This window comes from Pseudomonas sp. GXZC (assembly GCF_026967615.1).
Taxonomy (GTDB): domain Bacteria; phylum Pseudomonadota; class Gammaproteobacteria; order Pseudomonadales; family Pseudomonadaceae; genus Aquipseudomonas; species Aquipseudomonas azotoformans_A.
Window position 1 is genome coordinate 2,826,748 of record NZ_CP114115.1, and the last position, 13,109, is coordinate 2,839,856.

At 63.2% G+C, this 13,109-nt stretch carries 13 protein-coding genes; 10 read left to right on the plus strand and 3 right to left on the minus strand.

The window, feature by feature from the left end; translation table 11 throughout:
• Positions 1-7 precede the first annotated feature (7 nt).
• Positions 8-934 (plus strand): FecR family protein, encoded by a 927-nt coding sequence (locus OZ428_RS13535; RefSeq protein ID WP_269133705.1) that lies wholly within the window; start codon positions 8-10, stop codon positions 932-934.
• On the opposite strand, the gene OZ428_RS13540 is transcribed toward OZ428_RS13535, so the two are convergent.
• The gene (locus OZ428_RS13540) at positions 931-1,551 is read right to left on the minus strand and encodes a type II secretion system protein GspJ (RefSeq protein ID WP_033901547.1); all 621 of its coding nucleotides are present in this window, start codon (positions 1,549-1,551) and stop codon (positions 931-933) included. The two genes, OZ428_RS13535 and OZ428_RS13540, sit on opposite strands and share 4 nt — an antisense overlap.
• Positions 1,548-2,000 carry a type II secretion system minor pseudopilin GspH gene (gspH, locus tag OZ428_RS13545; protein ID WP_269133706.1) on the minus strand — a complete coding sequence of 151 codons (453 nt, stop codon included), beginning with the start codon at positions 1,998-2,000 and terminating at the stop codon, positions 1,548-1,550. Before gspH ends, OZ428_RS13540 begins: the two co-directional genes overlap by 4 nt.
• 93 nt (positions 2,001-2,093) lie before the next feature.
• Here gspH and OZ428_RS13550 point away from each other — a divergent pair, with 93 nt between their 5' ends.
• Entirely contained in the window at positions 2,094-2,525 is a 432-nt protein-coding gene (locus tag OZ428_RS13550; RefSeq protein ID WP_269133708.1) for a type II secretion system protein N, read from the plus strand.
• Here OZ428_RS13550 and gspI read toward each other — a convergent pair.
• Positions 2,512-2,877, minus strand: coding sequence for a type II secretion system minor pseudopilin GspI (gene gspI / locus OZ428_RS13555; RefSeq protein ID WP_269133709.1), 366 nt, complete (start codon positions 2,875-2,877; stop codon positions 2,512-2,514). The genes OZ428_RS13550 and gspI overlap by 14 nt on opposite strands.
• A 148-nt stretch (positions 2,878-3,025) precedes the next feature.
• Here gspI and gspG point away from each other — a divergent pair, with 148 nt between their 5' ends.
• From gspG to OZ428_RS13595, 8 genes are all read left to right on the plus strand, one after another.
• Positions 3,026-3,475 (plus strand): type II secretion system major pseudopilin GspG, encoded by a 450-nt coding sequence (gene gspG / locus OZ428_RS13560; protein ID WP_033901551.1) that lies wholly within the window; start codon positions 3,026-3,028, stop codon positions 3,473-3,475.
• An 8-nt stretch (positions 3,476-3,483) separates the two neighbouring features.
• Positions 3,484-4,353, plus strand: coding sequence for a type II secretion system minor pseudopilin GspK (gene gspK, locus OZ428_RS13565; protein WP_269133711.1), 870 nt, complete (start codon positions 3,484-3,486; stop codon positions 4,351-4,353).
• Positions 4,350-5,408: a type II secretion system protein GspL gene (gene gspL / locus OZ428_RS13570; RefSeq protein ID WP_269133712.1), complete on the plus strand. Its 1,059-nt coding sequence runs from the start codon at positions 4,350-4,352 to the stop codon at positions 5,406-5,408. Before gspK ends, gspL begins: the two co-directional genes overlap by 4 nt.
• A complete protein-coding gene (gspM, locus tag OZ428_RS13575) occupies positions 5,401-5,913 on the plus strand; it encodes a type II secretion system protein GspM (RefSeq protein ID WP_269133713.1) in 513 nt (170 codons plus the stop codon). The genes gspL and gspM overlap by 8 nt, the downstream gene beginning before the upstream one ends.
• Positions 5,910-8,213 (plus strand): type II secretion system secretin GspD, encoded by a 2,304-nt coding sequence (gene gspD / locus OZ428_RS13580; RefSeq protein ID WP_269133714.1) that lies wholly within the window; start codon positions 5,910-5,912, stop codon positions 8,211-8,213. The genes gspM and gspD overlap by 4 nt, the downstream gene beginning before the upstream one ends.
• A 730-nt stretch (positions 8,214-8,943) precedes the next feature.
• Complete coding sequence (gene gspE, locus OZ428_RS13585) at positions 8,944-10,362, plus strand: type II secretion system ATPase GspE (RefSeq protein ID WP_269133715.1); 1,419 nt, start codon at positions 8,944-8,946, stop codon at positions 10,360-10,362.
• Entirely contained in the window at positions 10,362-11,573 is a 1,212-nt protein-coding gene (gspF, locus tag OZ428_RS13590; RefSeq protein ID WP_269133716.1) for a type II secretion system inner membrane protein GspF, read from the plus strand. The genes gspE and gspF overlap by 1 nt, the downstream gene beginning before the upstream one ends.
• A 336-nt stretch (positions 11,574-11,909) precedes the next feature.
• Positions 11,910-13,100, plus strand: a complete 1,191-nt coding sequence (locus tag OZ428_RS13595; RefSeq protein ID WP_269133717.1) for a substrate-binding domain-containing protein — start codon at positions 11,910-11,912, stop codon at positions 13,098-13,100.
• Positions 13,101-13,109 lie beyond the last annotated feature (9 nt).

Sequence of the window (13,109 nt, forward strand, 5' to 3'; positions counted from 1 at the left end):
TGCGCGCTTGAATATTTTCAGCTTCCCCACCGCCCGGCCATCCGCCGCCAGCCCCCTGCACGATGAAGCCCGCGACTGGCTGCTCCTGCTGACCTCGGGCCGCGCCACCGTGGCCGATGCCAAGGCGCTCAAAGCCTGGTGCGCGCAGAGCCCGGAACATGCGCAGGCATTCGAGCAGGCCAAGGTGCTGTGGCAGCAACTCACACCGGCCCTCGACCAGGTGGCGCAACCGCGCAGCTTTGGTCGGCGCGCGTTTTTGGGCGGTGCGATTGCCGCTTCGGCAGCCGTGTTGATGGTGCGCGTCGGCGTGCCGGGTGGCTTTGCCGGACTCACGGCGGACTATCGCACCGAAGTCGGTGAGCAACGCCAAGTGCTGTTGAGCGAAGGGATCAGCCTGGAACTCAACACCCAGACCCGCATCAGTCGGGTGGGGCAGGGCATTGAACTGGTCGAAGGTGAAGTCGAAGTGATCGCCCACGTTGCCCAACCGCTCAAGGTCCAGGCCGGTGATGGTTGGGTGAGCGCGGCGCAGGCACGCTTCAACGTGCGCAACACCGATCACAACGTGTGCGTGACCTGTATCGAGGGCTCGCTCTCAGTGGATATCGCCGGACGCAGCGTGCGCCTGGACGGCGGTCGGCAACTGACCTATGGCGTTGCTGGCGTCAGTGAAGTGACCACGGTAGACACCCAGGCGGTCGTGGCCTGGCGTGAACAGATACTGGTGTTCAACAACGCCACGCTGGCGACGGTGGTGGACGAAATCAACCGCTACCGGCCGGGCATGCTGTTATTGCTCAACAAAGAGTTGGGCCAGCGCCGGGTGCAGGCGCGGTTCAGTTTGCAGCAGTTGGCGGGCGTGGCGTTGTTGATTCGCGATGCGTATGGGGCCAAGTGCACGGAGTTGCCGGGTGGGGTGGTGTTGTTGAGTTAATTCAAAGACCTCAACGGCCCTAACACCTGCCGGTACTTTTCCACGCCCTGAGGCGTCTGCCGCACCAAACTGATTTCCAGTCCCAGCGGATCCTCCCGACGATTACCGCTCAATTGTCGCCATCCCTTGTCCGCGTCCCACACTCGCACCTGCAGGTCACTCACACCGGTCAACACCACCACCCCATCTTTCGCCGCCGGCAGCGGGTATCGGTCCCGCGCTGGCGCGGCGGCGCGGTACAGCGAGTCGCCCTTGAGCCACCAGCGCACGCGTTGCAGCCCATCCCCGGCCATCGGGGCGCTGCGGATCACGTCTAGCCTGAAGCCCTTGCTGTCGGAGCTGCGTACGGTCACGGCGGCCAGCCCTTCGGTTTTGGGCGTCTGGTCTTGCGCCATATCGGTTGCAACCAGCTCCACACTGGCGCGCAAGCTGATGTCGCGCTGCATCTGGTTCAGCGCCCGTAGCAATACCTCGGTCTGCTCGCTGCTCGCCTGCAAATGCTGATCGGCACGCGTTACGCTATCCAACCCACGCCAGGCGATCAGGCTGACCACTGCCATGAGCATGATCGCCACCATCACTTCGATCAGGGTGAAGCCTTGCTGGGACCTGTTCATGGTTGACTCACCACGCGCATCAAACCCGCAGCGTCGCGTTGCAGGCTGAGGCTGTGCTGCCCATCGGACAGCACCACCCGCAACGGCGGGTTGATCCACTCGGCATTGAGTACCAGGGTTTGCCGGGGTTCGATGTTGATCTGCATGGGCGTGCTTTCCCAGAGGCGCGGGCGCAGTTGGGTGTCACCCTGGAAGGACTCCACGCTCGCCCCGTCATCGCTGCGGCGGATGAAGCGAAAGCCCTTGGCATCCGCACGCCAAGTGATGGGGCGACCGTCTGCGTGGGCTTCGGCCTGGGCCACCTGCAGCAACTGGCTCAGGCGCTCGGCGTCTTTGCGCAGCAGGTGCAGCGGGTCGGGTTTGATGGTGAGGCTGATGGCAGCGCTGGCGATACCGATGATCACCAGCACCACCATCAGCTCGATCAGAGTGAAACCTTGCTGTTTCATCGCGGGCTTCCTGGAGAACTGGGGAGTCTGTGAAATAAAAGCGTGCGAATTGATCTGTAGGCTGGTGCGACGGACAAACAGGAGGTCCTCCCCATGGCATTTGCCCCTCGTTTCACCCTGGCCCACGGCGTGCAGGCGCTGGGGGTGCTGGCCGCCCTGGCGGGCGTGGCGGTCTGGACGCCGCTGCTGCTGACCACGGCAGAATCCCGCACGCCCCAAGCCACGCCCCAGGCACTGGCGGCGCGCAGCGATAACCCGGCGCTGCAATGGTTTTCCAATGCGCCGACGGCGCTGCAAGTCAAAGTCACTGGCGTGTTGGCAGGCGCCCGTGGTGCGGTGGCGATCCTGAGTCTCAACGACGGCCCGCCGCGCAGCTTTCTAGTGGGTGAACGCCTTAGCCCCGGCGTGCGGCTGACCGCCATCCAGGGTGATGGTGTGGAAATCGAACGCGGTGGTGAAAAGCTGCGCGTCAACCTCGACAAGCTGCCGGACGGCCCAGCGCTGCCGCTGCTCACTCGGCCATGACCTGGGTGTCCAGTCGCGCCAGGGGCGGCGCTTCGCGGCTGGCGTCGAGCACCTGAAGGTTGACTTGAAACAGGCGACCATCGGCGTTGATGGTCTGCTCGCAACGCAATTTCAGGCGGCCTTGATCACACTCGAAGGTCTTCTTGCCACCCCGAAAATGCCCCTCCAGCCGCAGTTCCGCCAGGCGGCTCTGCGCCGCCAGCAACGCGATGGATTTATCCCGTAGCAAACCGTTGCTCTGGGTCATCAACCCGGCCACGCGCACGGCGGCGGCCATGGCCACGGCAATGATCGCCAGCGCCACCAGCACCTCGATCAGGGTAAAACCTTGCTCCTTGCGACGGCCGTACATGGCGCTCTCAAAGCCGGGAAACAGGCCCGCAGACTAGCGCCGGCAGTTGACCGATTGGCGACTGAAACTCCCGAGGATTTTCAATACGACTGACATGTGTTCTTGCAACACTGCGGCTCGAATTGCACTCAAGCCAAGGAATGTCGAGATGGATATCGCGCGCCTAACGTCCCCATTGCCAGGCCCTCGCGGGCAGCGTGGCTTCACCTTGATCGAGATCATGGTGGTGGTGGTCATCCTCGGGATCCTGGCCGCCATGGTGGTGCCCAAGGTGCTGGACCGGCCGGACCAGGCACGGGCCACGGCGGCCAAGCAGGACATTGGTGGGTTGATGCAGGCGCTGAAACTCTATCGCCTCGACCACGGTTCCTACCCCAGCATGAACCAGGGGTTGAAAGTGCTGGTGGAGCGCCCGGCGGATGCGAAGAACAGCAACTGGCGCGCCTACCTTGAACGCCTGCCCAACGACCCTTGGGGCAACCCTTATCACTACCTCAACCCAGGCGCCAACGGTGAGGTCGACGTGTTCTCCCTCGGTGCCGACGGCCAGCCAGATGGCGATGGCGTGAATGCCGATATCGGCTCCTGGCAGCTGTAAGGCCCATTATGAAACGGTATTCGCTCCCAGCGGCGAAGCAGCGCGGCATGGCGATTATCAGCGCCTTGCTGATCGCAGCGGTGGTCGCCGTGTTGGCCGGCGCCATGCTCACGCGCCAGACCGTGTTCACCCGTGGTCTGGAAGCCGAGCAACTGCGCATCCAGGGCCAATGGTTGTTGCAGGGTGGCCTTGAACGCAGCCGGCAGATGCTCTGGGACGCGCGCCAGAAGGACGTGCTGACCCGCCTCGATCAACCTTGGGCGCGTGCCCAGCGTGGCGACTTCGAGGGCCGGATCGAGGATGAACAGGGCAAGTTCAACCTGCGCAACTTGGTCAATCGCCAGCAGGTGGACGCCGAGCAGTTGCAGAGTTTCGAGCGGCTGTGCCGGTTGATCGGCGTCGAACCAGCGGTGAGCCGGCGCATCAGCCAGCGGGTAATTGCCTCTTATGAACCGCCCGCCAAATACCCGATGCTGCGCAGCCTGGATGACCTGAGCGGCATCGAAGGCCTCGACCCCGTCGTATTGCAGCGCATGCACGCCTATATCAGCGTGTTGCCCGGCCCTACGTGGGTCAACGGCAACACCGCCAGCGCCGAAGTGCTTAGCGCGGTGGTGCCGCAGCTCAGCCTGTCCCAGGCCCATGGGCTGGTGACCGAGCGTGACAGCGGGCAGTGGTTCATCAACCGTGGGGATTTCGTCAACCGCCTGCGTTTGCCTCAGGTGGACGTGGAGTCGGTGCACGTGGGCATTACCAGTGAGTGGTTCCGTGTGCAGGGCCAGGCGCGGCGTGAACAGCGGCGGGTGACGATCGATGCCTTGTTGCATCGTCCTGAAGACCGTCAGCCGCGCGTGATCTGGTCGCGGGTGGGCGTATGAAACGCCTGCGCATCGGCTTGCCGCCGCTGGATCAATTGACTGCTGACAGCCAGGTCAGATTTGCCTGGCTGGAGCGTGGCGCAGTCATTGAAGAAGGGTATGAAAGCCTGGCGCAGTTGGCTAAATCGCGCCAGGCGATGGACTGTTTCCTGCACCCGCGCGACAGCCTGCTCACCAGCCTGGAGCTGCCCCCGCTACCCGCCGCGAAAACGGCGGCGGCGGTGGCCTGCGCGGCGCAGGCGCTGATCCTCGGCCCGGTGGAACAGATGCAGGTGGCCCACGGCCCGCGCGAAAGCGATGGGCGCGTGCAAGTCGCATGGGTGCCCAAGGCCGGGTTGGAGCGGCTCGTGCAACTGCCACTCAAGCTGCGCGGGCTTTACCCGGCACCCTTTGCCTTGCCGGTGGGGGCTGCGGCGTTGGATGACGGCTATCTGTTGTCACGTGACAGCCTGCAACAAGGCACGGTGCACCCGCTCGGCTTGCAGGCGCTGGAGCGGCCACTGGTTGAAGCGGCGCAGCGTTGGAGTGGCGCGGTACCCACGTGGGGCTTGCACGGCCGTCTCAGCCAACCCTCAACGGTTGGATGGGGTCGGGCGCTCGCCTGTGTCGCGCTTGCCACTGCCATCTGGACCCTTGGCCTCAACCTGTATGCCGCACGTCAGGTGGAGGAGGGCCAACGCCTTAAAGCGTTGATGAGCCAACAGGTGCGCCAGGCGTTTCCCGAGTTGCCGGTGGTGCTCAACCCCTTGCAGCAAGCCCGCCAGCAATTGGCCGCTCGCCAGACCGGTGCCGCCGCCGATCCCGGCCAACGCTTTACCAGCCTGCTGCAATTGGCCGGCAGCAACCTGCCATTTATGGTCGGCAGCGTCGACAACCTGAGCTTTGAACAGGGCAGCTTGCACATTGAACTGCTCGCCGACAGCCGTAACCCGGCCGCCGAGGGTGAATGGCAGGCGGCATTGGCCCAGGCCGGGTTTACCGCCAGTCGCAATGAGCAGGCCTGGACCATTGCCCCGGCCCAGCCCTTAGAAAAGCCAGGAGCCGGCGATGAATAAAGTGCAGCGACTGCTCAGCCAGGCCCAGGTGTTCTGGAGCGGCCTGGCCTTGCGCGAAAAACGCCTGTTAGGCGGTGCCGGGCTGGTGCTGGCAAGCCTGCTGACCTGGCTGGTGCTGGTGCAGCCCGCGCTGAAGAAGATCGATTATTGGCAGGCCGAAACCCCCAAGCTGCGCGCCCAGGCCGCAGCCTTGCAGGTGCTGTTGCAGGATGTCGCCGCGCCCAGGCAAGGCGACGAAAGCACGCTGCGCCAGACCTTGGATGGTGCAGGTCTGCAAGGCCATTACCAGTTGCAGGCGCTGGAGCCCACGGGTTGGCGGCTGACCTTCGATAACGCCCCGGCCGATGCCGTGGTGGGGTGGCTGCTGGGCAATGCCCGTTCGTTTTCCCTGGAGGTGTCCGAGGCGCGATTGCAACGCAGCCTCGACACCGTCGACAACTCGGCCGGCACTGTGTCCGGGACCGTTCGCATGGATCAGGCGCTTGGCGCTAAGGAAGCTTCATGAAGTGGTCAGTTCCCCCGTTTCGTCTGGTCGCGCCGTTGCTGGTGCTGGCCCTGAGCGCATGCAGCAGCCAGCAGGCCACCAAGCCGTTGCTGGTAGACAGCGAACTTGGCCAACCGCTTGCCGATACGCGTAGCAACGGCGAGACCTTGCAGGATCGCCTGCGCGAACCGCCCCCCAAAGCCCCCGTGCAACACCGGGTCACCAACAGCGCACGCGGCCACGCCCCGGCGGTGGTCAAGGCACGCAACCCATTGGGTGACCAGCCCGTACAGCTCAACTTCGTCGACGCCGATATCCAGGCGGTGGTGCGCGCGCTGTCCCGCGCCACCGGCCAGCAATTTTTGGTGGACCCGCGTGTGAAGGGCAACCTCACCCTGGTCAGCGAAGGCCAGGTGCCGGCGCACCAGGCCTACGACATGTTGCTGGCGGCGCTGCGCATGCAGGGCTTCAGCGTGGTTGACGTCGGCGGCGTGGCCCAGGTGGTGCCCGAAGCCGATGCCAAATTACTCGGCGGCCCGATCTACAGCGCCGGCAGCAGTGGCATGCAGACGCGCACCTTCCGCCTGCAATATGAGAACGCGGTGAACCTGATCCCGGTGCTGCGTCCCATCGTGTCGCCAAACAACCCGATCAACGCCTATCCCGGCAACAACAGCATCGTCATCACTGACTACGCGGAAAACCTTGCGCGGGTGGCGCAGATTATCAACGGCATCGACACCCCCAGCGCCATCGACACCGACGTGGTGATGGTGCAGAACGGCATCGCCGTGGACATCGCCGCCATGGTCTCCGAACTGCTGGAAACCCAAGGCGCCGACCAGACCCAGAAGATCAACGTGATCGGCGACCCGCGTTCCAACTCGATCATCATCCGCTCCGGCAGCCCGGAGCGCACCGAGCTGGCGCGCAACCTGATCTACAAACTCGACAACGCCCAGAGCAACCCCAGCAACATGCACGTGGTGTACCTGCGCAACGCCCAGGCGGGCAAGTTGGCCCAGTCGCTGCGTGGGTTGCTGACCGGCGAAAGCGATTCCGGTGTCAGCGACGATGCCCGTGGCAAGCTCAGCGCCATGGGCGGCAATGGCAAGAACACCCAAGGCGCGAGCAACGCGCAAAACAGCAGCGGTACCCCTACCGGCAGTGGTGTGCAATCCGGTTATGGGCAGCCCACGGGTTCAACGGCTAACACCAACGGTACCGCTAATGATCAAGACACCGCGTTTAGCGCCGGCGGCGTGACCATCCAGGCCGACGCCACCACCAACACCTTGCTGATTTCTGCGCCGGATCCGCTATACCGCAACCTGCGTGAAGTGATCGACATGCTCGACCAGCGCCGCGCCCAGGTGGTGATCGAAAGCCTGATCGTAGAAGTCGGTGAAGACGATGCCACCGAGTTTGGCGTGCAGTGGCAAGCCGGGAACCTCGGTGGCAAGGGCGGGTTTGGTGGCGTGAACCTCGGAGGCAGTGGCGTGAACAGCACGCCGACCAGCAAGACCAGTATCGACGTATTGCCCAAGGGCCTGAATGTGGGGCTGGTCAACGGCACCGTGGATATTCCCGGTATCGGCAAGGTGCTCGACCTCAAGGTGTTGGCGCGTGCGTTGAAGAGCAAGGGTGGCACCAACATTCTGTCCACGCCCAACCTGCTGACCCTGGACAACGAAGCAGCGAGCATTTTTGTGGGGCAGACGATTCCGTTTGTCACCGGCAGCTATGTGACCGGCGGCGGGGGCACCAGCAACAACCCGTTCCAGACGGTGCAGCGTGAGGAGGTGGGGCTGAAGCTGAATGTGCGGCCGCAGATTTCCGAAGGCGGTACGGTGAAGCTGGATATCTACCAGGAGGTCAGTACGGTGGATACGCGGGCTTCGGTGGAGGCGGGGACGGTGACCAACAAGCGGGCGATCGATACCAGTATTTTGCTGGACGATGGGCAGATCATGGTGCTCGGTGGGTTGCTGCAGGATGGGTATAGCCAGAGTAATGATGCGGTGCCGTGGTTGTCGGATATTCCGGGGTTGGGGGCGTTGTTCAGGAATGAAAAGCGCAGTGTGAACAAGACCAATCTGATGGTGTTTTTGCGGCCTTACATTATCCGGGACAGTGGGGCGGGGCGCAGTATTACGTTGAATCGGTATGAGTTTATGCGGCGGGCACAAGGGGGGTTGCAGCCGGAGCATAGTTGGGCGATGCCGGATGTGCAGGCGCCACAGTTGCCTTCGGTGGAGAAGGCGATTCCCGGGGGGCAGCAGCAGGGGCCTCGGGCGGTGATTCGGGCGGTGCCTAAGTGAGCGTACATATCCGTTGCTGCGGTAACGGCCACTTAGGGTTCCGCTCTTACAGCGGGTCACTTTTGGCAAACGCCCCAAAAGTAACCAAAAGGTCTTCGCCCCACCACTCGGCACCTCGCCTAGGCTCGGTGTGCCCTCACTCCGGCTTGAATCCGTGGGCCGCCGCAATGGGCCATCCATGGCCCAGTGCGGCTAACCCGGCGTCCTGCCGGGTTACCCACGGATTCAAGCCTGCGTTCGGCCAGCGTGGTTTTACGGGGCGCCGAAGATCACAAGCCAAAGCAAAAGCAGAGCGCGGCGGCCTTGGAGCCGACCGGTATTGTGTGGTCGACCCCAGTCAAATGTGGGAGCTGGCTTGCCTGCGAAGGCATCAACTGGATATGCCTGATTCACCGAGGTGCCTGTATCGCAGCGGTGCGGCGATCCGACAAGCCAGCTCCCACAGAAAAGCAATCAGCGGTGCACAAAAAAAAACTGCTTTTGCTCCACACCACTCAAGCCGGCTGTCAGGCCGCTGTGCTTTCGCTCTTGATCTTGATTTTGATCTTAGGCGCCCCCCAAATCACTGTCGGATTACGGGCACACCGAGCCTAGGCGAGGTACCGAGTGTTGGGGCAAGAGCCCTTTGGTTACTTTGGGGCTTTTCCAAAGTGACCCGCTGTAAGAGCGGAACCAATAGCCGCCGTTACTCAAAAAACGGATATGTACACCCACAATCAGGGCAAAACTCATGAGCCTATTGCCCTACGCTTGGGCCAAATCCCAACGCATCCTCCTACGCCCCACCGAAGCCGGCCACCTGCTAACCGTGTGCCCCTCAACCCCCGGCTGGTCCATCAGCGAAGTCCACCGCCAATTCGGCCAATCCCACATCGAACACGTGCGCGACGACGAACTCGACGGCCTGCTCACCAGCGCCTACGCCGACACCGGCAGCGCCGCCGCCGTAGTGGGCGCCGCCGAAAACGAAGTCGACCTCGACCGCCTCATGCAAGACATGCCCGAAATCACCGACCTGCTCGACACCCAGGACGGTGCCCCGGTGATCCGCATGATCAACGCCTTGCTCACCCAAGCCGCCCGCGACGAAGCCAGCGACATCCACATCGAACCCTACGAAACCCACTCCGTGGTGCGCTACCGCGTCGACGGCACCCTGCGTGACGTGGTCTCGCCGCGCAAGGCCCTGCATGGCGCGCTGGTCTCACGGATCAAGATCATGGCCCAACTCGATATCGCCGAAAAACGCCTGCCCCAGGACGGCCGTATCGCCCTGCGCGTAGCCGGGCGACCCATCGACATTCGCGTGTCCACGGTGCCCACCGGCCATGGCGAACGCGTCGTCATGCGCCTGCTGGACAAACAAGCCGGGCGCTTGCAGTTGGAGACCCTGGGCATGGAGCCGCAATTGCTGGCACGCCTGGATACGCTGATCCGCCAACCCCACGGCATCGTGCTGGTGACCGGCCCCACCGGCAGTGGTAAGACCACCAGCCTGTACGCCGCCCTGGCGCGGTTGGATGCGAGCATCAGCAACATCCTCACCGTGGAAGACCCGGTGGAATACGACCTGCCGGGCATCAGCCAGATCCAGGTCAACGCCAAGATCGACATGACCTTCGGCCTGGCCCTGCGGGCGATCCTTCGCCAAGACCCGGACATCATCATGATCGGTGAAATCCGTGACCTGGAGACCGCGCAAATCGCCGTACAGGCCTCGCTCACCGGCCACCTGGTGCTGGCGACCTTGCACACCAACGATGCGGTGTCGGCGGTCAACCGGCTGATCGATATGGGCGTCGAACCGTTCCTGTTGGCCTCGTCGTTGCTCGGTGTATTGGCCCAGCGCCTGGTGCGTCGCCTGTGCCCGCACTGCAAGCAGGAAGACCCGGCCGCACCGGGCACGTGGCGTCCGGTCGGGTGTGCGCAGTGCAACCAGATCGGCTACAGCGGCCGAACCGGTATCCATGAATTGTTTTGCGTCGATGACGATGTGCGCAGCCTGATCCACCAGGGTGCCAACGAGCAGGACCTGCGCCTGGCCGCGCGCCGCGCCGGGATGTTCAGCATGCGTGAAGACGGCGAGCGCTGGGTGCGCAGCGGCGCCACCGCGCCCGAAGAAATCCTGCGTGTGACACGGGACGCCTGATGAATCGCTATCGTTATGAAGCCGCCGATGCCAGCGGCAAAGTCGAGGCTGGGCATGTGGAGGCCGACAGCCAGAGTGCGGCCTTTGCCAACCTGCGCAGCCGGGGTTTGACGGCGTTGCTGGTGCAGATCGAAGGCGGCCAGCAGACGGCGGCTGGCAGCAGCCTGTTCACCGCCAAGCTGTCGGACAACGACCTGGCGTGGGCCACGCGGCAACTGGCGAGCCTGTTGGGCGCGAGCCTGCCGTTGGAAGCCGCCTTGAGTGCCACGGTGGAGCAGGCCGAGAAAAAACACATCGCCCAGACCTTGAGCGCGGTGCGCGCGGACGTGCGCGGTGGTATGCGCCTGGCGGACGCGTTGGCGGCGCGGCCGCGGGATTTTCCGTCGATCTACCGCGCGTTGATTGCGGCGGGGGAGGAGTCCGGCGACCTGGCCCAGGTGATGGAGCGCCTGGCTGACTACATCGAGGAACGCAATAACCTGCGCGGCAAGATCCTTACCGCGTTCATCTACCCCGGCGTGGTGGGGCTGGTGTCCATCGGCATAGTGATTTTCCTGCTGAGCTACGTGGTGCCGCAGGTGGTCAGTGCGTTTTCCCAGGCGCGTCAGGATCTGCCGGGGTTGACCCTGGCGATGCTCAACGCCAGTGACTTTATTCGCGCCTGGGGCTGGCTGTGTTTTGCCGGGATCGTTGGCGGCTTCTGGAGCTGGCGCTTGTATTTGCGTAACCCGGTGGCGCGCTTGAATTGGCATAGCCGTGTCTTGGGGTTGCCGCTGATTGGGCGTTTTGTGCTGGGCCTGAACACCGCGCGGTTTGCCTCGACCCTGGCGATTCTCGGCGGTGCCGGGGTGCCGTTGTTGCGCGCCCTGGAAGCGGCGCGGCAGACCCTGTCCAATGATCGCCTGAGTCAGTGTGTCAACGACGCCACGGCCAAGGTACGCGAGGGCGTCAACCTGGCCCCGGCATTGGCGGTGGAGAAAGTGTTCCCGCCGGTGCTGATCCACCTGATCGCCAGCGGCGAGAAAACCGGCTCGCTGCCACCGATGCTGGAGCGTGCGGCGCAGACGTTGTCGCGGGATATTGAGCGAAGGGCCATGGGCATGACCGCGTTGCTGGAGCCACTGATGATCGTGGTGATGGGAGCTGTGGTGCTGGTGATTGTCATGGCGGTGCTGTTGCCGATCATTGAAATCAATCAACTGGTCACCTAGCTCACCCGACCGACCTCGGGTTCCTCATTCCGTCATCTTTCTTGCGCGTCACACGGCCCGCGCTGTCTCCAGCCCAGAGCCATCGACCGTGGCTGAAACCTCGCTGTCACCTGCGCCCAAACCGCCCAAAACCATGACCAAAACACCCGAGAATCTTTTTAGAAATCAAGGTGTTCCTCCCGAGGTTTTTTCCCACAGCTGTCATCGGAAACTGCGACTTTCTCTCCATGGTTTTCACCCCCAGCCACCCCCGCAATACGGCTTGGGACCGAAGCCATGGCGTCATGCAAGAGCCATCTACCCCAAACGTACAAACACGACGAAAGGAGATTCTTCATGTTTAAGCGCAACGTTCTCGCGGTATCCATGACCCTCGCTGCACTGTGCTCGGCACAGGCTGCATTCGCTGACGTAAACGGCGGCGGCGCAACTCTGCCACAACCGCTGTACCAGACTGCCGGCGTACTCACTGCCGGCTTCGCCCCTTACATCGGCGTGGGCAGCGGCAACGGCAAGGCTGCCTTCCTGAACAACGACTACACCAAGTTCGTGGCTGGCGTAACTAACAAGAACGTGCACTGGGCTGGCAGCGATTCGAAGCTGACCGCGACTGAACTGTCGACCTACGCCTCTGCCAAGCAGGCTGCCTGGGGCAAGCTGATCCAGGTGCCTTCGGTGGCCACGTCGGTTGCCATTCCGTTCAACAAGGCTGGCGATGCCAACGTTGACCTGAGCGTCCAGGAACTGTGCGGCGTGTTCTCCGGCCGTATCACTGATTGGAGCGAAATCTCCGGCGCCGACCGTACCGGCCCGATCACTGTGGTTTACCGCAGCGAAAGCAGTGGCACCACTGAGCTGTTCACCCGCTTCCTCAATGCCAAGTGCACCGAGGCTGGCGCCTTCGCTATCACCACTTCGTTCGGTTCCAGCTACGCCGGCGGCCTGCCTGCAGGTGCTGTATCGGCTACCGGTAGCCAAGGTGTGATGACTGCCCTGGCCGCCAGCGACGGCCGCATCACCTACATGAGCCCTGACTACGCTGCTTCCACCCTGGAAGGCCTGGACGACGCCACCAAGGTTGCTCGCGTAGGTAAAGATGAAGAAAACGGCATCGAAGGTGTGTCGCCTGCGCCTGATAACGTTTCGGCAGCCATCGGCTTGGTACAGGTGCCTGCCACCAGCCCTGCCAGCATCCGCGCCAACCAGGACAACTGGGTGCCGGTGTTCGGTAAAGCGGGTACCGCCGGCGTTGTGGCTTACCCGACTTCGGGTTACCCAATCCTCGGCTTCACCAACCTGATCTTCAGCCAGTGCTACGCCAACGCCGGCCAGACCACCCAAGTGCGTGATTTCTTCACCAAGCACTTCGGCGCAACCGCCAACAACGACGCCGCCATTTCGGCCAACCGTTTCGTGCCACTGCCAGCTAACTGGAAAACCGCCATCACCGACACTTTCCTGACTGCCAGCAGCGACCTGAGCATCGGCAACACCAACGTCTGCAACGGCAAAGGTCGTCCGCTGTAACCCAAGCTT

Excerpts from the sequence above, each read along its gene's own strand:
- OZ428_RS13540 (WP_033901547.1), bottom strand. The coding sequence starts at position 1,551 with ATGAACAGGTCCCAGCAAGGCTTCACCCTGATCGAAGTGATGGTGGCG.
- gspH (WP_269133706.1), bottom strand. The coding sequence starts at position 2,000 with ATGAAACAGCAAGGTTTCACTCTGATCGAGCTGATGGTGGTGCTGGTG.
- OZ428_RS13550 (WP_269133708.1), top strand. The coding sequence starts at position 2,094 with ATGGCATTTGCCCCTCGTTTCACCCTGGCCCACGGCGTGCAGGCGCTG.
- gspI (WP_269133709.1), bottom strand. The coding sequence starts at position 2,877 with ATGTACGGCCGTCGCAAGGAGCAAGGTTTTACCCTGATCGAGGTGCTG.
- gspG (WP_033901551.1), top strand. The coding sequence starts at position 3,026 with ATGGATATCGCGCGCCTAACGTCCCCATTGCCAGGCCCTCGCGGGCAG.
- gspK (WP_269133711.1), top strand. The coding sequence starts at position 3,484 with ATGAAACGGTATTCGCTCCCAGCGGCGAAGCAGCGCGGCATGGCGATT.
- gspL (WP_269133712.1), top strand. The coding sequence starts at position 4,350 with ATGAAACGCCTGCGCATCGGCTTGCCGCCGCTGGATCAATTGACTGCT.
- gspM (WP_269133713.1), top strand. The coding sequence starts at position 5,401 with ATGAATAAAGTGCAGCGACTGCTCAGCCAGGCCCAGGTGTTCTGGAGC.
- gspD (WP_269133714.1), top strand. The coding sequence starts at position 5,910 with ATGAAGTGGTCAGTTCCCCCGTTTCGTCTGGTCGCGCCGTTGCTGGTG.
- gspE (WP_269133715.1), top strand. The coding sequence starts at position 8,944 with ATGAGCCTATTGCCCTACGCTTGGGCCAAATCCCAACGCATCCTCCTA.
- gspF (WP_269133716.1), top strand. The coding sequence starts at position 10,362 with ATGAATCGCTATCGTTATGAAGCCGCCGATGCCAGCGGCAAAGTCGAG.
- OZ428_RS13595 (WP_269133717.1), top strand. The coding sequence starts at position 11,910 with ATGTTTAAGCGCAACGTTCTCGCGGTATCCATGACCCTCGCTGCACTG.